Origin of the sequence: Slackia equolifaciens, assembly GCF_003725995.1 — a bacterium.
Lineage (GTDB): Bacteria > Actinomycetota > Coriobacteriia > Coriobacteriales > Eggerthellaceae > Slackia > Slackia equolifaciens.
Window position 1 is genome coordinate 135,092 of the sequence record NZ_QIBX01000001.1, and the last position, 21,426, is coordinate 156,517.

Below are 21,426 nucleotides of genomic sequence, written 5' to 3' on the forward strand. Positions count from 1 at the left end.
CAATCACCTCTCGCTTTCCAAATCGCCGCCACGGCACACGCCGGAAGCCTGCGGGGCTTGCCGCGTCGCCGAAAGGCCCACGTAGAACACCGATACTTCGCCGCCCAGTTCGGCATGCAAGCGCTCCGGCTCGACCTCGGCCAAACGACGCGAAATGTCGCTTTCGGGGTCATTCAAATCGCCGAACAGACGCGACTTGGTGATGCAGGTGCTTACGCATTTGGGCTGCATACCCTGGGAAGTACGGTGATAGCAGAACGTGCACTTGCTCACCTCGCCCGTAAGCTCATCCTGCCAGCGCACCTGATAAGGGCAGGCGGCCATGCAGTACTTGCAGCCTATGCAGCGACTGTGGTCCACGAGAACCACGCCCTCATCCGTTGTATAGGTCGCCCCCGTGGGACACACGCTTTGGCACGGTGCGTCGACACAGTGGTTGCACAACTTGGGCAAATTCGCGCGAAACACATTGGGGTATACGCCCGTATCCCACGACTCGATCCAGGTATTGAAGCAGCCGGTAGGCGTTTCGTTTTCAAGCTTGCACGCCGCTACGCACGCATTGCATCCCACGCAGGTGGACAGATCTATGAGCATGCCATAGTGCGGCGAAGCGGAGTCTGAATTATTCGCCATGTCATATCCTCCTATGCCTTCACGATTCGATATACGCCGCCCGAGCGTCCCGGAGTAGCGGCTTCGGGGTCAGAGATGGCCGTAATGCCCTCCACCGTCGGGTCAAGCTGGGTCTGTAGATGAATGCCAGCAGCAATCGCGGGGTTGCCTTTGCGCACATCGCCGTCGATGTCGACATCCTGCGAACCATACGCCACATGTCCGTATCCGTAGGCCACGGCGAAGGTGCCCCTGGCAATACCGCCGCGCACGTACGCCTGCGCATGCATGACATCGCCGGTGGGATTGCTCACATCCACCCAGTCGCCGTTGGCGATTCCCAGGCTCTGGGCGTCGTCGGAGTTCATCTCAATATAGTTCGCAGGGCAAATCTGCTGCATGATGGGGCTGTTGGACAGCATCGAGATGGAGCGGAATTTGGGTTTGTAGTTGGTCGAGGTGAACGGCCAATCCTGCGCAGGATACTTATCGCGCAGGGGCGTGCGGTCGGCCAGCGTCTCGGGGCACCAGTGGAGCACGCCGCTTTCATATTCCCCGGTGTAGCAATTGGTGGCCGTCGCGCGAGCCTCGTGGTAGAAGCACGCCATGAAGCTGGCTAGATACGCAGAGCGTCCCTTGTCGTCGTACGCCTGATCGATGGGCCAGAAACGCCCGCCGCGTGAAATCACGTCGAGGACCTTAGGCCACTCTTCTTGCGTAACCGCCGCCTTCCAGGAGTCGGGCAGTTCGTCCAAACCCTGCATATGCGCCTCTTCGTCAGAGATGTCGGGCACAGGATCGCCCGAGGTGTATGCCAGGTTCGCAATTGCCTTCAGGAAGAAGTCGGACGCGTCGTTGAAGGGGTATTTCACGCCGTCAACGCCCTCGAACGCCTCATCCCCGAAGCCGGGCAGATCAAGCTCGCGCGCAAGATCGCACAAAAACGCTTCGAAGCTGGCATGCCTGCCGTCGTCGAGCTTCATGGTAGCGGGCTCGGTGACCTGCCAGCGCACCGTGTTGCCCATGCCGCTCCAGTATCCCTCCTGGGTGTTGACGCCCCAGCTCTCATATGGCGTGGTGTCCGGGATGAAATAGTCGGCGATGCTTGCCGATTCGCCCATCACCACATCACACACAAGCGAGAGAGGCACCACCGACGGGTCTTTCAGAAGGTCCATGATTTCTGGACGCATAAAGCCGGAGTTGGCCTGAAGCGGGGTCGCCATCCACGTGAACATGATTTTCGCCTGATAGGGATAGGCGTTGGCGACGGAGGCAACGCCCTGCCCGTCTGCTGCCGACGTGATGGGATACCAAGGCAGCTTGGGGAGCGGATGATTTTCGCTCTGCGCGCGGCGCTTGTATTCCGAGGTGTCCTCCCACGCCATGCCGCAGCGCGTAATGGAGATGCCGGCCTTTTCCGGCTTTCCCTCGACGGTGCTCAGCAGGTAGCGCGCGCCGTCGCTGAAGGAATCGCCGCCGTTGCGGCGCGGAACCATGCCGCCGCGCATGTTGCTCGACCCAATCAGAGCATTGAGTACGGGATAGATGATGGATGCGTCGATGCCGTTGACCTGGGCGGATCCACCGAATATGCCGCAGATACACGCTTTGGTCCCGTGCGAGGTGAACTCAGTCGCCATGCGCTCGATCTCTTCCGTAGGCACTCCGCAGATCTCCGAATACTCCTCCAACGAACGCTCGAACGCCGAGTCCTTGAGGTGCAGGAACGCCGAACGTACGTGCACGCCGTTGATTTCGCCCTCGAATTGGAAATCGGCCTGGGAGCATTCCGAGTGCAGCACCGGTTTACCCGATTCGGCATCGATCACCACGAAGTAGTCGGGCGTCTCCTCGGCATCGGGGTCGACAGGAGGAACCGAAAGCCCCGCATCTTCGGCGCGCAGGAACTTTCGATAATTGGGATGACCCTCATCTTCGATGACCAAATAGCTCGCATTGCTATACGAACCGTATCCGGCCGCTACCGCTGCCTCCTGTGAGGGGAAGCCTAGGAACGTCCTGTTGTAGGTCTCGCTTTCGATGATCTTGCGCATCATCGCCAAGCCGAACGCGGCATTGGTGGACGTGGTAATGGGCAGCCAACGCACGTTGTTCGCCGTGGGCGTGGCAACGCCGTTGCCCAACGCGGGGTCGAGGATGTCCATCTTCAGCGTGCCCTTCGCCAGCGCATCGCTTGCGATGTGGGCGATAGCCTGGAAGCTTTTGCCGTTGGCACCCGGAAACACGCCGCAGCAAATGACGTATTCGGACTGAGCGAAGTCGGCGCACAACGATTTATCCTGCTCGGCATACACACCGGCGTTCTCCGAGCCGCCGCAGCTTGCGCCATGCCCGATAGCGTTCACGGTGCCGAACGAATTCACGAACCTGCTCTTCACGTCGGATCGGCCATCGCCTCGACTGCCGAAAAATACGAACTGATTCGCCTTGGGGCCGAATTCGGGATTTTCGGGATCAATGAGCGTCTCATTGTCGCAAATGGCGCGAAAACCCTCGATTTCTTGGTCTTCGCCCAAATCAGCGAACAGCTTACCGCCGTCGAGGAGCTCAGTGAGCAGCTGGTCCCAACCGATGGCTTTCCATTTGCCCTCTCCGCGCTTGCCTGCGCGTTTGAGAGGAACCGTGATGCGGTCGGGCTGCGAATACGCGTCCCACGTACCGTTGCCGCGTCCGCATACCGTGCCGCGGACAGCCTGGCCGCCGTTGACGAAGCTCATCGAGCGGTAAGCATCCAAAAGCGGCGCATCATGATTCAAATACGGATAGGCGCAGTTGGGGTTGTAGGGATTGCCTCCCACATTGAAGATTGCCCCGGTTGTGCGGTCAACATGCACGCGGTTGCCGCAGCTGCTGTAACAGCCCAGGCACGCGCTGTAGCGAACCATTACGTCCTCGTTGACCGTAACGTCACCGGTTTTCGGATCGGCCGAAGCCTCCACGGGCTTGCCCTTGTGATACGTCGGCAAACCGTCTTCGGTACTGCCCGGCTCACCCAAAGAACATCCAGACAGACCCAAGCCCGCCATGGAAGCGGCGCCTATCGCGGCGGTCGCCTGAAGGAATGTCCGGCGGTTAATGGACCACGGCTCGCTGCCTTCTCGTTGCATGGTACCCCCTTCTTCTTTCGATTGCAGAACCTGTGCGCTCCATCGCTGGAAAGCCCTGTGGCATACCGTTGATTTTGCGCCGTGTCCGTCTCGCGCCGGCCATAACGACGCTCCCCGTACGGACACGCCGCATCATCGGGCCTGTGGGCTCCTGGGACAATCGCATGAAAAGGTGAATTCAAAATCGCAGGTAATCGGGGTCACCATGGCATGGTGATTTGACCACACCATATACCTGCGAGGTGCCGTGAAACGTATAATGACAGCGTGCCTGTGCATGACGGGCCTCGCGACGCGGCGACTCATGAAGAGGGGTAACCATGACGCTAAAAAGCTGCGCAAGCATCTGCGGCAGCGTGAAGGATGCAGCCAAGCGCACGCTCATCAACACCTTGAACGAAACGCCATCCGCCTTCAGCTGGCGCGTTGTCGGACTCGGTTTACTCATGGCGTGGTTCTATTGCGCCTATTACTCCTGTGTTCTCGTACAGAACCCCTATACCATCCGCGCATCTGAACAGTACTGGGGGCTCTCCCTTATCGTGGCGGTATGCGTGTCGATAGCGCTTTTCGCGCTCATGCGCAAAGGGGTGCAGCTGGGCGACATTCGCCATTGGGGGTTCGCCGCGTCGGCTTGCGCGGCATCCGCCACGGTGTTTATCTACGCAGCCTATATCCTTGACCCCATAAACGAGCGCCTGACAATCGTGGGGGCGGTTATCGCCGGAGCCGCGCTACCCATTTTGCTGCTGACATGGCTTCAGGAATTGCGGCAATGCAATGCAAGCGCCCTCGAGGCGAGCGTTCCTGCCGCCTTTTTGTGCTCGCTGGCGCTCTATCTTCCTGTGGTGGCCATAAAAAACGTGGTGTCAGTGGCAATCGTGGCCAGCTTCCCTCTGCTGTCCCTCGCGATTTTTTCGAAGCTTCTGGGGATGCGCCTTGCGCAGGGCAAGAGCGATGACGAGAAAGACGCCGCAGGCGCCGCGCATCACGCCGACGCGGCCAAGCTGACGACGGAGGCGAACCTCCAGCTTCTTGGAGCAAGCACGCCCGCTGCGCAAGACCCCCTCTCCCAGGCGCATGGCGTAGGAGCATCCTTCTATCGCAACGCAAAAGGGCTCTGGAAGAACGCACTTCTGTTCTCCCTCCTTTGGTTCAACTTCGCATTCTTCCGCGGGTTCGTTTCGCCCACATACTTCACCGACCGCTTCGACCACTACCTCCTGCCGTTTGTCTGCGCCGGCCTCTTGGCGGCTTTGATTCTGACGATATCGTTCCGCCATGCGCGCACGGTGAGCCTCTTCACCACGTACCGATGGGTCCTCCCCTTCGCATGCGCGGGATACGCCCTAGTATTCATTGGCGAGGCGCCGTGGGTACATTTCGCCTACACCGCAAGCTTCATCGGGCTGGTGGGCATGCAGTTGTGCGCCTTGGCAATCATTGCCAAAAACGTCCAACGTGCCCAGATCCCCACAGGCTACGTGCTGTTTCCGCTGCTGGTGGCCGTAGGCGTGGGCGCCTCGACGGGCGTGACGTGCGGCATAGCCACCATGCAGACGCAGGGAGCTTCCGCCTCGAGCTTTTTCCCTCTTGCCATGGTGGTGCTCGTCGCTTCGGTCATGGCCTGGGGCTGCGATACGGAATCGCTCGTCAAGGCGCCCGAACGCTCGCTTGTGCCCGTCACGCAGCTCGAAAACAACCGTGACGCCGCCACGGAGCCCGCTCATATGTACATGATGAAGGTTCCTAGAGCCGAATTAATCGACCGCGTGGCCGACCTTCAGGCAAATGCGCTCGCCAAACAATTCGGCCTTTCGCCCCGCGAGAAGGAAATCCTTGGCTATCTGCTCGCAGGACGCAGTCGCTCATTCGTTCGCGACGAATTGGTGCTCTCCTTGAATACCGTAAACACGCACGTACGCAAGATTTATGCGAAGACGGGCGTACATTCCCAACAAGAGCTCATCTCCCTCGCACGCAAGGATGAGGGCGGCGACAAGCATCTTGAGGCATCCGAATCGTTTCTTCCGTGTATGCAAAAATCAGGATAGGCAACATGAAGCTTTTCGGACGATATATCTACCGCACCAAATTCGGTCTTGCGCAGATACTTCAAGCGACCGCGCCCGACGGCTCGCCCGTGCGCGTTCTCAAGCTGGGAGGCGTGTTCCAAAGCGCCACGTATACCGATGAGCGGCGATTCGAGCCAGTATTCGAATACTACCGCGCATTCGACACCGTGCTCGAGCGCCCGATCGTTGCCGCACTCGAAGACGATCCACTCGATGGCTTCCCGTCTTGCGACGCATCGGCCTCCTTTGCCGACACCGCACATTCCTCCGCCACTGCCGCCCGCTCCCTCGCCACCGAAACATCCGGCGCACCCGATTGTAAGCGAAGGAATCTCGCCGGTTCACGTCGCGTGCTGGTTTTAGGTGGTGGCGGATACGCGTGGCCCAAGCACGTTTTGGCCACGCACCCCGATGCACGCCTCGATGTGGTTGAAATCGACCCGGCAATCACGCGTATCGCCCGTGAGCATTTCTTTCTCGATGAGGCAATTGAGCGATTCGACCCCGCGCATGAACGGCTGAACTTGATTTGCGCCGACGGACGCGCGCTTCTCGATGACATCGCCGAAGGCCTTGACCGCTCTTACGGCGCACAACCGCATGTGCACTACGACGCTATCGTGAACGATGCGTTCTCGGGCTCGGAGCCCGTGCATTCGCTCGCGACCGTCGAGGCCGCCCAGGCGGCAAAAGCCTGCCTTGCGCCCGACGGCCTCTACGCAGCGAATGTCGTGTCCGATTTCGACAGGTCGAACGTCGCGTTTCTCCGCGATCTTGCTGCCACGCTCTTGGAAGCGTTTGACCACGTTCACGTTATTCCCTGCCCCGATGAAGATTACGGCGGAGAAGACAACTACCTGGTCATCGCCACGGATAGCAACAGGCAGTTCGCAGACGCCGTGCCTTTTGACGAGGATTTCCTGGGAACGCCCCTGCATGATGGGCATCTGCGCGCCTAGGCCTCCTGCGCCACGCCCTTATGATCCCCCTGCGTGCCTCGCGCTTTGGCGCTCCGCGCAGATGAGCATGGCGGGCGCCTCCTTCTCTGCATGCCTCTCGCTTTGCCCATGCCCGCCTATTGCTGTGCATCCTGCGCTTCCTGGGCGTTTTCGGCCGTTTCCTCATCGATTATCGCGGTGATGGCGTTGGCAGCATCGATGTAGGTCTGAGGATCGGCGATACCGCTCTCTTCGATGAGCCGACTCGCTATGTCGATAGCATTTTGCAGCGCAAGACGCACATGCCCCTGCATAGCCTGCCCCGCATCGGAATCGAGCCACGCCTTCGCAGAATCGATGGCGTCCTGCAGCTGAGCCCTGGCGGATGCGACCGTATCGTCTACGTCGATTTCAATCGTGGGCCCATCCGAAGTCGCGCCCGCGCTTGCCCCGCCCGACGCGATCGCCTGGTCGTAAAGCGCCTGCAGCTCATCGCGCTCTTGCTCCAGCTGTTCGATTTGCAAAGTAAGCTCTTCCTCAAGCTGGGCATGCTCTTTTTGGGCGGCCTCGCGTGCCGTATTCGATCCGATAAGCCCCGCTATCGCAGCAACGAGCACCGCCACAACCAGGACGAATGCAATCACCTGCCCTGTTGTATACGTATGCGGAGAGCGCCCCGGGCCGCCTTTCCCGGATGCCGGCTGAGCCATTCCCGGCATCTGCGGATACCCCTGGGAAGGCGACGGTCCCTTGCCTCGCGACGGTGCCGACTCATTCAAAACGTACGGCTGCTCCAACGGGGCTGTCGCACCCGAATTCCAGCTTCCATCTTTCTGACCCTGAGCGTCCGACATTTTTTCGCCCCCATGTTTCATAACAACGTAACGGCCATGACGCAACCCGTCTAATCGAACGCATGCGCCGATACAACCAAAGCGATGCAGCCCGGTCAGCCTGAAGCGCGCGACAAAGCAGCAACGATATTGTCCGATCCGCCTAGCGTACGCGGCAGCGCGGTAATGCGGCATAGTCGCTCGGCACGACACGCAACAACGCAGGCACGACGGCATGGCGCTCAGTTGAATCCGCAAGCAAAGCCCGATTTTGTCTTGCTACATAGTACCAATCTGACGCCCTGCCGAAACATACTGTATGTTTTGCGAAAAACATGCCGGATTTTGGACAACATTTCAAGGTAGCCGCCATTTGAAGAATACTTCTGAAATACCCTCAAAATTCGACCAGGTATTTTAATAATTTCCAAGGCAAACTAGTGCGGTCGAAGCGGCGGGGAGGTTGAATATGCCAGCACAGAAGCTGCATACCCTTCACGATTGCCCGGCTAACTTGAAACGTTGTCCAAAAAATCGAAGCTCATCCGTTTGAGGTCGGGCTTTTCTCGGTATTTTGCCTGCACGGCGTTGCCATATGGAACATTTCTCGATAGAAAGTGAAGGACCATTTCAGAAAGGAAATCTACCTATGGCAGAATTCATTTTCACCATGATGCATGCCCGCAAGGCGCATGGCGACAAGGTTATCTTGGATGACGTGTCGCTCTCGTTCTACCCCGGCGCTAAGATTGGCGTGGTGGGCCCCAACGGCATGGGCAAATCCACGCTCCTCAAGGTCATGGCGGGCCTCGAGGAAGTGTCTAACGGCGAGGCACGCCTGACGCCCGGCTACACCGTGGGCATCCTGCAGCAGGAGCCGCCGCTGGATGAGGATAAGACGGTCATCGAGAACATCCGCATGGCGTTTTCCGACGTGCTGGAAAAAATCGACCGATTCAACCAGATCAGCGCCGAGATGGCCGACCCCGACGCCGACTTCGACGCGCTCATGGCCGAGATGGGCACCTTGCAGGAGGCCATCGATGCCGCAAACGGCTGGGATCTTGACAGTCAGCTCTCGCAGGCCATGGATGCGCTGCAGTGCCCTGACCCCGACATGCCGGTGAACGTGCTCTCTGGCGGCGAACGCCGTCGCGTGGCGCTGTGCCGCCTGCTGCTTGAGGCCCCCGACCTGCTGCTCCTGGACGAGCCCACCAACCATCTCGACGCTGAGAGCGTGCTGTGGCTGGAGCAGTTCCTCAAGCGCTACCCCGGTGCCGTTCTGGCCGTCACGCACGACCGCTACTTCCTGGACAATGTTGCCGAATGGATTTGCGAGGTGGACCGCGGTCAGCTGTTCCCCTACAAGGGCAACTACTCCACCTATCTGGAAACGAAGGCCGCACGCCTCGAGGCTCAAGGGCAGCGCGAGGCAAAGCTCGCCAAGCGCCTGAAAGAAGAGCTCGATTGGGTTCGCAGCTCCCCCAAGGCGCGCCAGGCCAAGAGCAAGGCGCGTTTGGAACGCTACGACCAGATGGTGGCCGAATCGCAGAAGTTCGAAAAGACCGACTTCGCCGACATCCACATCCCCGTGGGCCCGCGCCTGGGCGCAAAGGTCATCGAGGCCAGCCATCTGCGCAAATGCTTCGGCGACCGCGTGCTCATCGATGATCTTTCGTTCACGCTGCCCCGCAATGGCATCGTTGGCGTTATTGGCCCCAATGGTGTAGGAAAAACCACCCTGTTCAAGACCATCGTGGGCCTCGAGGATTTGACCGATGGCACGCTCGAGATCGGCGAAACCGTGAAAATCAGCTACGTCGACCAGAACCGCTCCGGTATCGATGGCTCTAAAACAGTGTGGGAAGTCGTGTCCGACGGCCTGGACTACATGAAGGTCGGCGAGACCGAGGTGCCCAGCCGCGCTTACGTGGCGGCATTCGGCTTCAAAGGCCCTGATCAGCAGAAACCTGCCGGCGTGCTCTCCGGCGGAGAGCGTAATCGCCTGAATCTTGCGCTTACGCTCAAGCAGGGCGGAAACCTCTTGCTTCTGGACGAGCCCACCAACGACCTGGACGTTGAAACGCTCGAAAGCCTGGAGAACGCGCTGCTGGAGTTCCCCGGTTGCGCCGTTGTGGTGAGCCACGACCGCTGGTTCCTCGACCGCATTGCCACGCACATGCTCGCATGGGAGGGCGACGACGAGAACCCGGGTCGCTGGCACTGGTTCGAGGGCAACTTCGAGTCGTACCAAAAAGACCGCGTGGCGCGCCTGGGCGAAGAGGCCGCCAAGCCCCATCGCCTGCACCGCAAACTGACGAGGGACTAAATCTGCGTTTTATTCAACAAACGCATGAAGGCGCTGCCGCATTTCTGGCAGCGCCTTTCTTTATCCAATGCACTTGACGTCGCCGCGCTCCCCCTCGACGCAACCGCATACCGCACCCATGCCACAGGTCATACGTTCGCGCATGCCCTCGACATCCAACACCCCGTAGGCGAAGCCTTTGCGCACCAGGTCATCCGGCACGAATTCGTCGTATTTCTCGAAACGCGGCACCTCGCCGGGATACACCAGCTCAAGAGGGTCCCGCAAAGCTGCGGCCTCCTGGGCGACCACCTTGAAGAACTGCTCTTCGGTCATGCCTTCGTCCATGATGAACGTCATGAAGTACGGCCGCGAGGCATCAAGTCCCTTCAACCCCAGATGCGAAGCGCATTTGATTTTAAGCAGCCGCTCAAGCGCCAGAAACGCATAGCTCCCAAGCCACGGCATGAGGCACCACATGTTACCGCCTAGATTGACGAGCGAAGGACGCACGGAGCTGCAGGGGATCGAACCGGGGACCCCATGCGTCCGAACCGATGCGCGCGATAACCCAGGCGCCATACCCGCAATTCCCGCCGCCTTCGCCACATGGCGCGCCTCCTCCAGACGCACCTGGGCGCGATCCATCACGTAGGGGTACGCGCCGCTTTCCTCCAGCACATGCTTCATACGCTCCAGAATCTTCGTGTTGATGTCGCCCGGACAGTCGCCGAAATATGCCGGCACCCGGCCTTTGACCTGCGTGCAGTACAGAACACGACGCTTGTGGTCCACCTCTTCGACCACCCATACATGCCCCGCGATGGCGATCTTCTCGCCCGGAGGAGGCGGCTTCACGATAGTGCCGATCTCCTGCGAATCGCTGCGCACCGTATATTCCTCGTTCTCTTGGAACACAGCGTAGAACTTGAACGAGTTCACGGCACGCTCACCCGCAATCCCCACGATAAGGCCGCCGGATTCCGTACGCTCTATGTGGTCCAATTCCAGCAGATGCAGCAGGAGGATACGAAAATCGTCCTGGCTCACGCGATGGAAAAACGTAAGACCCAACACCTTGCTCGCCAGGCGTGCCGGCGACATCTCGCCCTCGGAAGCGAGCGTCGCCATGGTCTGATGGCACAGCAGGCTGTACGGTAAGCGGTCAAGGCGCGGCGGCTCAACCCAACGTTCCTCGCGGTACAGCTGCACGAGCGCAATGCCCTGCAAAAGCTTCCACGGCAAAGTTTCGGGTAGGAGGGAACGCGGCTCGGACTTCTCCTCACGCATCACAAACCACATCTCGGGAGGCGTGTCGCGACGACCCGTGCGACCCATGCGTTGCAAAAAGGCCGACACCGTAAACGGCGCATCTATTTGGAACGCGCGCTCCATGCGGCCGATATCGATGCCCAGCTCAAGCGTGGCCGTGGTCACAATTGAGCGAGCCTCGCTCTCATCGCGCATGATTTCCTCCGCGCTCTCGCGAATGCTCGCTGAAAGATTGCCGTGATGGATGAGGAACCTATCGGGCTCATGGCGCGCTTCGCAGTATGCGCGCAGCGAGGTGCATACCCCTTCGGCCTCTTCGCGCGAATTGGCGAACACGAGGCATTTGCGGCCGCGCGTGTGCTCGAAAATGTACCCCAGGCCCGGATCCGCGCCTTTGGGAGCATGGTCGGAGGGAACATCGAAAGGAGCGACCGTTGCGATATCGTCAGAATCCGTCTCCACAATCGTGGGCTTCACCGCCGCAGATGGTTCGCCCGAATGCATGTCCTCGCCTTCGGGCGCCCCCACGCCCGCCGCAGCCGCCGAACCGCATGTTTCCGCATGCTCCGAAGCGAGAGGCGCCGGTATGCTGGACGACGCCGATGCCGCCTGCGCCCTCCCGTCTCTACCGTGCGATGCCACGGCAGCCAGCAGCATGCCAGAGCCGTCGACCGCCGCTTCTTTGGAAGCATCAAGCGGGCCGCCTATGTAGAAATGTTCCATGGATAGCCGCCACACACGGCTAGGCTCTTCCACGCGCGGGATGATGCAGCCCCGACCCGTGCCCGACGAAAGAAACGCCCCCACCGCTTCGGGCAGGCCCAATGTCGCCGAAAGCCCAATGCGACGCGGGTTCACCCCCGCCATGCGCGACAGACGCTCGATCAGGCACAGCGTCTGACCGCCGCGGTCTCCGCGCAAAAGCGAATGCACCTCGTCGATCACGATATACCGCAGATCGCAGAACAGCTTGGAGATGACCGCATGCCGATGCATGAGCAGCGCTTCCAGCGATTCGGGCGTGATCTGCAGAATACCCGAGGGCTTTTTGAGCAGCTTCGCCTTATGCGAGGCCGATACATCGCCGTGCCAATGCCACACGGGAATATCAGCCTCGGCACACAAATCGTTCAAACGATAGAACTGATCGTTGATCAGCGCCTTCAGGGGGCCGATATAGATCGCGCCCACCGAGCGCGGGGGATTTTCCCAGAATTCGGTCAGGATGGGAAAGAACGCCGCCTCGGTTTTACCGGAAGCGGTAGATGCCGTGAGCAGCACGTTCGCATCCGTATCGAAGATGGCCTCACCGGCCGCCACTTGGATACCGCGCAGGCTCTGCCAATCGTGGCTGAAAATGAACTCCTGCACGAACGGAGCGTACCGATCGAACACGCCCATGCGACACCCTCTCCCCCGCAATCGAGCCATCTACTCGAAGCCCCGGCAGCCCGGAACTCCATCGCGTCTCTCCCCGTAATCCGACCATCCACACCGACAAGCAAGGATGCCTAGATGGTGAACTCCGCGTATTTCTCGTCGACAGGCGCATCAACATCGCCCACTGGCGCCTGCGCGAACGTGAACGAATCGGATTTCAGAAGCTCCGACACCCCCACGCTTGGATTCTGATACAGAATGTCCAACAGCTCGATGAAATCGCGGATGATCTCGCGCGGCGTAATGAGCGTCGAGGCGCCCACGCGCCCCAGTTCGATACGCAGGAACTCCGCCAGATCGTCGCCCGTAAGACGCTGGTCGTAGCCGAAATACCCCGCATGAATCGCCGCCAGCTTTTCCACGAGCACGAACAGCTCTTCGGCGGTAAGCGGCTCAAGCCGAATGACCGGCGCCATCATGTCGCGCAGCCCCTCGCGCGCAAACCGCCCCTCCGACAGACGGCTGCGCAGCGCCTCGTAGCTGTAAACGCCGCGGCGCCGATCCTCGATGGACTGCGGCGTACCGCCCATGATGATGCCCAGATGACGCGCCTTGCCCTGCATGGCGTCGTTGTACATGGCCAGAATTTTCTCGTAGTTGTACTGACGCGTAACCGCGTTTGGAATCTTGCATAGGTTCACCAGCTCGTCGATGCACACGATGAGCCCAGCGTATCCCGCGCCCTGCAAAAACGCCGCGAAGAGCTTGAGGTATTCGTACCAGTCGTCATCGGTGATACAGATGTTCACGCCCAGTTCGCCCCGGGCCTCGGTCTTGGTGCGGTACTCGCCCCGGAACCACTTGACCACGCAGGACTTCAGCTCCTCGTCGCCCTGGGCATGCGCGCGGTAATACAGCGCAAGCAGACGTGCGAAATCGAACCCGTGAACCATCTCCTCGAGCGCCTGCACCTGCGCGTAGATGCGCCGCTCCACTTGCTCGGAAAAATCCGGAGCGTCGGGAAACACGCCGTCTTCCACCACCTGGGCGCGCACACCCGACACCCAGCGGTCCAGGATGAGCGTAAGCGCCCCTCCCTCGGGCTTGGTCTTGGTGGCAAGGTTGCGGATGAGCTCGCGATAGGTTGCAAGCCCCTGCCCGCGCGTGCCCTGCAACCGTCGCTCGGGAGAAAGGTCGGCATCGGCCACCACGAACCCGTTGCCCATCGCATGGTTGCGGATGGTTTGCAAAAGAAAACTCTTACCGCTGCCGTATGCGCCCACGATGAAGCGGAACGACGCACCGCCGTCTGATACAAGCTCGAGGTCGCGCAGCAAAGCCGCAATCTCATCCTTGCGGCCCACCGTGATATAGGGAAGCCCGATGCGAGGCACTACGCCGCCTTTAAGCGAGTTGAGCAGAGTGGCAGCTATGCGCTTGGGCACTTTGGGAGCAGCGCCTGGAGAAGGAGCGCCCGCCGCCCCGGCATCACGCGCGATAGCCTTTGCGCGCTGCGTTGTGTTGCCCGCCATATCGTTCATCGAACCAACCCCTCCACGTCTTCGCGGTAATCTTCCACTACAGCATAGCCGTCTGCCGCACATTCCACCGCGGTATCTCCCAGATAATCGAACAGCTTCTCGTTCACGGCATCGGCCATAAGGTCATCCGTAAGGCCGGAAGCGTTCAGCGCCTCACGTGCGCCCGGCGAATCGCCCTCGATCAACGCGATAACCCACCGACGTTCAACCGCATCCAGCGGGCATGCACTCGATGCCTCGTCGCCCGCGGCAAATCCGCCATGCTCCACGCAGGTCGGCGCCCCCAGGTCGACATGCGCCTGAACGTCGCGCTCCTCGTCCACCAGCAACGCCTCGCACGTTTCCGATGCCGCGCTCCTGATGCCCGAAAGCTTAGATGCGTCCAGATTGATCTCGAATGGCTTATGGGCCCTCTCCCAGGCAACCGCAGCACGCGCCTCATCGGCCACAATGCGCGCCATATACTTGGGAAGATCCGGCATTTTGAGCGATGCGCCCATCGCAAGCTCTTCTCGCACGCGCGCGTCCACCGCCTTGACAATCGCCCCGAACTTTGGACCGCGATTCATGGCAATGCGCCTGCGCTGACGCCACCTTCCATTCCTGCACGCCAGGGAACGGCCATCGGGGAGCAAGTACGACGCCTCGGGGTGGCATCCGTCGTTATAGAACACCGCGTTCTGAAACATGACGTAATCATCTTCGCGAAACGTTCCAAACAGCCCTTCGGAAAACGAGGTCTTGCGATGAGCGGCGCAATAGCGCGCCAACGCCGTACATGTGCCGCAAAGCGCCCGACGAAATTCATTCGGATGCTCCTTGACCAGGCATGATGATTGGATGCGATAGGTTGAGAGGTTCACGATGGCGGCATACAGGACATCCCAAAGCGTGCCGTCGCCCTCCGAGGTGCCGCCCTTGAACTCCATCTGCGATGTGTTCAAGCCCACCGCACCTTCAAGAATCGCGATGGCCTCCTCGCGCCCCGAATCCACTAAACCGGCAAGCCGCAAGCGATCCGGCGAAACGCCATACCATGCCGCAAAATCCACCATCCAGCGCTTAAGGTGGCGGCGAATGGCGGGGTCGTGCGCGCCGTACTGGCCGTAAAAAGCCTCCAACAGGCCGAAGCCCTCTTCAGGCGATTCCCAGCCTGCGCCATTCAGCAGCTCATAGATGTACACGAACGCGTACGATGTGGGGCCTTCCGGCGCCTCTCCGCGCCGCAGCTTTGTGCGCCACGAGAAATACCCTCGCAGCTGATCCTCAGACATAGCCATATAGGTGGGGAAATATCGCACGAATTCGCCGCTGTAGGGATAATCGTCCTCGAAGCCCGCCATAAGTTTGGCCTGCTGTGCGAAAATCCAAGTCGACGGCTTGAATCGAGCCTCCGGCGAAGTGGCGATCGCCCGCATCTGCCGATACTCGCGCGGCAGGAACTGCCGCATCTGTGAAGTCGTGATCAAAATAGGCTCATCGCGATAGACCTTCTCCGAAAGGGCGCATTCGGGCTTGCTGCGCGCCTCACGCGTAGCCCACTCGATTATTCGCTGCACCCTGCCCATGACGGGAGCGCCCCTTCCACGTTTTGCTTGCCCAGCTAGCGCATCTCACCGCAAGCGTATAGTACGTCCGTTCGCTTTCGCCATTATATACGAACATTCGTCCGCGTTCAGCAGAAAGCCCCCTTTTGCGCAAAACCGCTCTGCTTATTTAGCATCCGACGAATGAGTGCGATTCCTCTCGCCACAGATGATGCCAGATGATGCCTCAACTGCACACCATCGCTGCACTGCCTTCTGCCCATGAAGCAGCGACGCCTCGAATTCCCAGATTAAAGCGAGTGCTTCACTGCGTCAGAAATGCCTCATTGGCACAGATGTCGCACTTTGACAAACCGCTCTTATAAACGCTCAATTCAGAATTGGGTCAAATATTTTCGATTTTCTACTGTTAGCCATGGGCAACCTCGTCAAAAGAGCCTCATTCTGCGCACATACGCCTTCTAAAGAACCAAAATTGACGCAGAAGACACAGCGGAAGGGTGCTGAACGGTAGAAAAACGAAAATAATTGAGCAGTTTTCCAAATTCCCCTGTATTGACATGGGTGATCGGGCGATTGTCCGAATCGCCAACGTTTGCGTCAACATCGCCGAAGGACACAGCCGAAACACGGCATTTTATTAGACCGCTGAAACCCCGTTTGCCCTGGACCCTGCGCTCATTTCGTCGAGCAAAAGCCGCCGGCGGGCGCAAGTGCCTGGCATTTTCGCATCACCGCAAGCATCGAGAGCGAGCGCGACTCTAGCAGTCTGATTCGAAACCAATATCCGTGTCGGCAGCGTAGCGAACGACACATCGCCTCCGCGCGTACCAAAATCGACACGCTGGACATCAAAGCATACGCGGCTATCGCACTAAACTCACTGAGGACACCAGCGCCCTAGCGTTGCGCCGGTCTCATCATGCATCGTTCGTACACGGGGAAGCCATCGTCGTGCAGCTCACGCACCACGCGGAACCCGAAGTGCTCGTACATGCTCTGAAGACGGTCGGCATAGCATTCCAGGTAGCAGTCAAGGCCGTTTGCGTCGGCGAAGGCGAGGATCGGGGCGAGCAGGCGCGACAGGGCATGGGTTCCGCGGGCGTTCTTGTCCACCGCCCACGACGAGAAGTAGATGTAGTCGTCTCCCTCGCGCGGCCAGGCGCGATGCCAGTCGAAGTCCGAGATGACATACATCGCCTGCTCGCGTTCGTCCAGAAGGCGGCCCTCCTCTTCGGTAAGCAGGGCCTCCATGCGCTCATAGCGCATCGTCTCGAGACGCTCCTGACCGGCCTGCCCCAGCTCGCTCGCCAGATAACCGCCCGTCGCGGCCGTCAGATCCTCAAGGGCGTACACCGCCCCATGCTGGGCGAGCACGCTCAGCTCGTCCAGGAAGTACGCCTGCATGATTGCCAGCTTGCGTTCACGGCCCGCGCCCAGATCATCAAGCGCCGCCAGCCATGTGCCAAACCACATCTCTTCCAAAAAGCTCTCTCCCATCATGTTGGCAAGATGCTCAAGCGTAGCCCCATCGTCGGACGAAACAGTGATAAGACCAGGTAGTTGCATGATTTCCTCCATTAATTCCTAGACGCGCCCCGAAAGCATCCGACGACTGCCCTGAATGCGATTCGTCTTCGCACTATATCGATAACCGCAGCCAATTCTTCGAAGGGTTTTCAATACGTTTACTTCATGCGCGTATTTCTCTGCCCTCGCTAAAACAAAAAAACAAAGGAAGGAAAGCCGATTATCCTTCTCTTATTTCATGTCAAAGGAAGGATGATCGCATTTCCTTCTCTTACGGTAGAGCGAAGTGAAGCCAAACTTATCCTTTATGGCCCACAAGCAAGGACGATATTCAAGTCGCGCATGTTGCTCCGCATAAGCAAGGCCCGGGATTCACGCCTGCGAATCCCGGGCCTTGAAATTCTCTGCAACGCCGCAACGCGTCACATGTTAGACGCATCGGCTAACACGACGAACGCCCTACAGCCTGAAGTAATCCACGCCGCCTTCGAACAGAGGCTGGTACGTATCGCCTGGAACGTTTTTGTACAGGCCGTAGCCCGAACGCTCGGTGTGGCCCATCTTGCCCAGCACGCGGCCGTCAGGGCTGGTGATGCCCTCGATAGCCCACACGCTGCCGTTGGGGTTCACACCCAGGCTCATAGACGGCATGCCCGCAGCATCCACATACTGCGTGGCAATCTGCCCATTCGCCTTCATCTGCGCAAGCGCCTGATCGTTCGCTACGAAACGACCCTCGCCGTGGCTGATGGCGATGGTGTGCACATCGCCCACCTCGCAGCGCGAGAGCCACGGAGACAGGCTCGACGCCACGCGCGTATGCACCAACCCGCTCTGATGACGGCCAATGTTGTTGAACGTCAGCGTGGGGCAATCCGCGTCCATCGGGCGGATGTCGCCGAAGGGCACCAGCCCCAGCTTGATGAGCGCTTGGAAACCATTGCAGATGCCCAACATCAGACCATCGCGGTTTTGCAGCAGGTCGCGCACGGCCTCGGTCACCTCGGGCGCGCGGAAGAACGCCGTGATGAACTTCGCCGACCCATCGGGCTCGTCGCCGCCGGAGAAGCCGCCGGGCAGCATGACGATCTGGCTCTCGCGGATGGCAGCCGCCAACGCCTCGACGCTCTGGTGCACGGCGGCGGGCGTGAGGTTGTTGATCACCAGCACCTGCGCCTGCGCGCCCGCACGCTCGAACGCGGCCGCGGTGTCGTATTCACAGTTGGTGCCCGGGAACACCGGAATAATCACCTTGGGCTTTGCGATGGTGCCCGTGGTGAGCGTGAGCGGCTCGCGATCGGTCCAGGCGACCGGCTCCACGACGGGCTTGCTCGCAGCATCCTCGGCGGTATCCCTATACGGGAACACGCTCTCCAGCGGACGCTCCCACGCCTCCTGCAGCTGGGTCAGGTCAACCTTCTCGCCGCCAACAGTGAGCGCATACTCTTCAGTGGTTGTGCCCATCGTGGCAATGGCAACGCGCTCGCTGCAAGCGGGAAGCTGGGCGCCCTCGCGAAGCTCCACCACAAAGCTGCCGTACCCATTGGCGAACAGCGCATCCATGCCGCATGCGCCCTCAGACAGGTCGCATCCGATGCCGTTGCCCACGCACATCTTGAACAGGGCTTCGGCGGCGCCGCCAAAGCCAAGCGTAGAAACCGCGAGCGCGTCGCCGCGCGAAATCATTCCCTCCACGACCGAGAACGCCTCCGTCAGCGCCTCGGGCACGGGACGAATGCCGTCTTCGCCAGGCTGCGGGATCACGAACACTACGCGATTTCCCGCACCCTTGAACTCAGGCGACACGATGCTATCGACATTGCCCGTAGCAACCGCGAACGAGATGAGCGTGGGAGGCACATCGAGGCTTTCGAAGCTGCCGCTCATGGAGTCCTTGCCGCCGATAGCGCCTACGCCCAAATCGATCTGCGCCATAAGCGCGCCCAGCACGGCAGCAACCGGCTTGCCCCAGCGCTCGGGCTCGTCGCGAAGCTTCTCGAAATACTCCTGGAAGCTCAGATACACCGACTCGTGCGCAAATCCCGTGGCGACGAGCTTTGCCACGCTCTCGACGACCGAAAGATATGCACCCGTGAACTGGTCTTTCTCCATGATATAAGGATTGAAGCCCCATGCCATGCCGCTTACGGTCTTGGTTTCTCCGAACACGGGGAACTTCGCCACCATGGCTTGCGTCGGGGTGAGCTGACGCGCACCGCCAAACGGCATAAGCACGGTTGCCGCTCCGATGGTCGAGTCAAAGCGCTCCCCCAGGCCCTTCTGCGAGCACACGTTGAGGTTGGTCACCAGGGAGTGCATGCGCTCGGCGAGCGTTTCGCCCTTTACCACGGGCTCATACGCCTGCGCCGCGACCACGTGCGCCTTCTGATGCTTGGGCGCGCCGTTGGAGGCGAGAAATTCGCGCGACAGGTCGACGATGGTGCTGCCGCGCCACGTCATGCGCACGCGAGGCTCCTCGGTGACCTGGGCGACTACGGTAGCCTCCAGGTTTTCCTCGCGCGCGTAGCCCAAAAACTCTTCTACATCGGCGGCGGCCAGCGCCACTGCCATACGCTCCTGGCTCTCGGCAATAGCAAGCTCGGTGCCGTCAAGGCCGTCGTATTTCTTGGGCACGGCATCAAGGTTCACCGCCAGGCCGTCGCACAGCTCGCCGATGGCCACGCTCACGCCGCCTGCGCCAAAGTCGTTGCAGCGCTTGATCAGACGGCACGCGTCGCCGCGACGGAACAGACGCTGAAGCTTGCGCTCAACGGGCGCGTTGCCCTTCTGCACCTCGGCGCCGCACTCCTCCACGCTCGACACGTTCTGCGCCTTAGACGATCCAGTGGCACCGCCGATGCCGTCACGACCAGTGCGACCGCCCAGAAGCACCACCACGTCTCCCGGAGCAGGCTCTTCGCGGCGCACATTGGCAGCAGGGGCGGCGCCCAGCACGGCTCCCACCTCCATGCGCTTCGCCGCATAGCCAGGATGATAAATCTCGCTCACCTGGCCGGTCGCCAAGCCGATCTGGTTGCCGTAGCTGGAATAGCCCGCGGCCGCCTCGGTCACGATCTTGCGCTGCGGCAGCTTGCCAGGGATAGTCTCGCTCACGGGCGCCAGAGGGTTGGCCGCACCGGTCACGCGCATGGCCTGATACACATAGCTGCGGCCGCTCAACGGGTCGCGGATGGCGCCGCCTACGCAGGTGGCAGCACCACCGAAGGGCTCGATCTCGGTGGGATGGTTGTGCGTTTCGTTCTTGAACAGGAACAACCAGTCTTCGTCCTGGCCGTTCACATCGACCTTGACCTTCACGGTACAGGCGTTGATCTCGTCGGATTCGTCAAGGTTTTTAAGGATGCCCTTGGACTTCAGGTACTTCGCGCCGATGGTGCCCATGTCCATCAGACACACGGGCTTCTCGTCGCGCCCGAGCTCGTGACGCATCTCCATATACTTGTCGAAAGCGGCCTGCACCACAGCGTCGTCGATTGCGACCTCGTCGAGCACGGTCCCGAAGGTGGTATGGCGGCAGTGGTCGGACCAGTAGGTGTCTACCACCTTCACCTCGGTGATGGTGGGGTTGCGGCTCTCTTCTTGGAAGTATTTTTGGAAGAACGCGATGTCAGCCAGATCCATAGCCAAACCGCGCTCCTCGATGAAACGGGCAAGACCGGCTTCATCGAGGTCGATGAAGCCCTCGATGACCTCCACGGGGGCAGGCTCAGGCGCATCGAGCGCCAGGGTATCGCGCGGATCAAGGGATGCCTCGCGAGCCTCAACGGGGTTGATGACGTAGTGCTTGATGGCGTCAACATCGTCCGCGGAGAGATTCCCGAACAGGGCGTACACCGTTGCGCTGCGCACTGCGGGACGCTCGCCCTGGCTGATCAGCTGCACGCATTCGCTCGCGCTCTCGGCGCGCTGGTCAAACTGACCGGGAAGGTATTCCACCGCGAACACAGAAGCGCCCTCCATCGCGGGCAGCTCGCTTGTGGCGACGTCGGACTGAGGCTCGCTGAACACGGTAGGCACGCAGGCACGGAACAGCTCGTCGTCGATGCCCTCAACGTCATAGCGGTTGAACAGCCTCACGCTGTCAAGGCCGTCGATTTCGAGAATGCCCCGCAACTCTTGCAGCAAGTGCTGAGCCTCCACGTCAAAGCCCGGCTTTTTCTCAACGTAAATGCGAGAAACCATGGAATCCTGCCCTTCTGGTGCGTCGAAGTCCTGCTGGCCCGGCCGAAGTGCAG

Annotated in this window: 11 protein-coding genes; 3 read left to right on the forward strand and 8 right to left on the reverse strand. The window is 60.2% G+C overall.

Annotated elements, in window-relative coordinates:
- Nucleotides 1–3: 3 nt before the first annotated feature.
- Both DMP06_RS00560 and DMP06_RS00565 read right to left on the reverse strand, forming a co-directional pair.
- Nucleotides 4–636, reverse strand: coding sequence for a 4Fe-4S dicluster domain-containing protein (locus DMP06_RS00560; protein ID WP_123207801.1), 633 nt, complete (start codon nt 634–636; stop codon nt 4–6).
- A gap of 11 nt (nt 637–647) precedes the next feature.
- A complete protein-coding gene (locus DMP06_RS00565; protein WP_123207802.1) occupies nt 648–3,746 on the reverse strand; it encodes a molybdopterin dinucleotide binding domain-containing protein in 3,099 nt (1,032 codons plus the stop codon).
- 320 nt (nt 3,747–4,066) lie between these two features.
- Between DMP06_RS00565 and DMP06_RS00570 the strand changes: the two genes are divergently transcribed.
- Both DMP06_RS00570 and DMP06_RS00575 read left to right on the forward strand, forming a co-directional pair.
- Nucleotides 4,067–5,800, forward strand: a complete 1,734-nt coding sequence (locus DMP06_RS00570; RefSeq protein ID WP_123207803.1) for a helix-turn-helix transcriptional regulator — start codon at nt 4,067–4,069, stop codon at nt 5,798–5,800.
- A 5-nt stretch (nt 5,801–5,805) separates the two neighbouring features.
- Nucleotides 5,806–6,780: a spermidine synthase gene (locus tag DMP06_RS00575; RefSeq protein WP_220092510.1), complete on the forward strand. Its 975-nt coding sequence runs from the start codon at nt 5,806–5,808 to the stop codon at nt 6,778–6,780.
- Between the two features lie 116 nt (nt 6,781–6,896).
- Here the strand turns inward: DMP06_RS00575 and DMP06_RS00580 are convergent, their stop codons facing one another.
- Nucleotides 6,897–7,403: a hypothetical protein gene (locus tag DMP06_RS00580; RefSeq protein WP_148042467.1), complete on the reverse strand. Its 507-nt coding sequence runs from the start codon at nt 7,401–7,403 to the stop codon at nt 6,897–6,899.
- Nucleotides 7,404–8,241: 838 nt separating this feature from the next.
- Here DMP06_RS00580 and ettA point away from each other — a divergent pair.
- Nucleotides 8,242–9,921, forward strand: a complete 1,680-nt coding sequence (ettA, locus tag DMP06_RS00585) for an energy-dependent translational throttle protein EttA (protein ID WP_123207805.1) — start codon at nt 8,242–8,244, stop codon at nt 9,919–9,921.
- 60 nt (nt 9,922–9,981) lie between these two features.
- On the opposite strand, the gene DMP06_RS00590 is transcribed toward ettA, so the two are convergent.
- The 5 genes from DMP06_RS00590 to DMP06_RS00610 all read right to left on the reverse strand — a co-directional run bounded on the left by DMP06_RS00590 (nt 9,982) and on the right by DMP06_RS00610 (nt 21,373).
- Nucleotides 9,982–12,573: a DEAD/DEAH box helicase gene (locus tag DMP06_RS00590; protein WP_123207806.1), complete on the reverse strand. Its 2,592-nt coding sequence runs from the start codon at nt 12,571–12,573 to the stop codon at nt 9,982–9,984.
- A gap of 110 nt (nt 12,574–12,683) precedes the next feature.
- The gene (locus DMP06_RS00595; RefSeq protein ID WP_220092511.1) at nt 12,684–14,093 is read right to left on the reverse strand and encodes an ATP-binding protein; all 1,410 of its coding nucleotides are present in this window, start codon (nt 14,091–14,093) and stop codon (nt 12,684–12,686) included.
- The gene (locus tag DMP06_RS00600; protein WP_123207807.1) at nt 14,090–15,661 is read right to left on the reverse strand and encodes a TerB N-terminal domain-containing protein; all 1,572 of its coding nucleotides are present in this window, start codon (nt 15,659–15,661) and stop codon (nt 14,090–14,092) included. Before DMP06_RS00600 ends, DMP06_RS00595 begins: the two co-directional genes overlap by 4 nt.
- An 879-nt stretch (nt 15,662–16,540) precedes the next feature.
- Nucleotides 16,541–17,209, reverse strand: coding sequence for an N-acetyltransferase (locus DMP06_RS00605; RefSeq protein WP_123207808.1), 669 nt, complete (start codon nt 17,207–17,209; stop codon nt 16,541–16,543).
- Between the two features lie 420 nt (nt 17,210–17,629).
- Nucleotides 17,630–21,373, reverse strand: a complete 3,744-nt coding sequence (locus DMP06_RS00610; RefSeq protein WP_123207809.1) for a phosphoribosylformylglycinamidine synthase — start codon at nt 21,371–21,373, stop codon at nt 17,630–17,632.
- Nucleotides 21,374–21,426 lie beyond the last annotated feature (53 nt).

What these genes read in the sequence shown, in the direction of transcription:
- DMP06_RS00560 (WP_123207801.1), bottom strand. Translation starts at nt 636, where the DNA reads ATGGCGAATAATTCAGACTCCGCTTCGCCGCACTATGGCATGCTCATA.
- DMP06_RS00565 (WP_123207802.1), bottom strand. Translation starts at nt 3,746, where the DNA reads ATGCAACGAGAAGGCAGCGAGCCGTGGTCCATTAACCGCCGGACATTC.
- DMP06_RS00570 (WP_123207803.1), top strand. Translation starts at nt 4,067, where the DNA reads ATGACGCTAAAAAGCTGCGCAAGCATCTGCGGCAGCGTGAAGGATGCA.
- DMP06_RS00575 (WP_220092510.1), top strand. Translation starts at nt 5,806, where the DNA reads ATGAAGCTTTTCGGACGATATATCTACCGCACCAAATTCGGTCTTGCG.
- ettA (WP_123207805.1), top strand. Translation starts at nt 8,242, where the DNA reads ATGGCAGAATTCATTTTCACCATGATGCATGCCCGCAAGGCGCATGGC.
- DMP06_RS00590 (WP_123207806.1), bottom strand. Translation starts at nt 12,573, where the DNA reads ATGGGCGTGTTCGATCGGTACGCTCCGTTCGTGCAGGAGTTCATTTTC.
- DMP06_RS00595 (WP_220092511.1), bottom strand. Translation starts at nt 14,093, where the DNA reads ATGAACGATATGGCGGGCAACACAACGCAGCGCGCAAAGGCTATCGCG.
- DMP06_RS00600 (WP_123207807.1), bottom strand. Translation starts at nt 15,661, where the DNA reads ATGGGCAGGGTGCAGCGAATAATCGAGTGGGCTACGCGTGAGGCGCGC.
- DMP06_RS00605 (WP_123207808.1), bottom strand. Translation starts at nt 17,209, where the DNA reads ATGCAACTACCTGGTCTTATCACTGTTTCGTCCGACGATGGGGCTACG.
- DMP06_RS00610 (WP_123207809.1), bottom strand. Translation starts at nt 21,373, where the DNA reads ATGGTTTCTCGCATTTACGTTGAGAAAAAGCCGGGCTTTGACGTGGAG.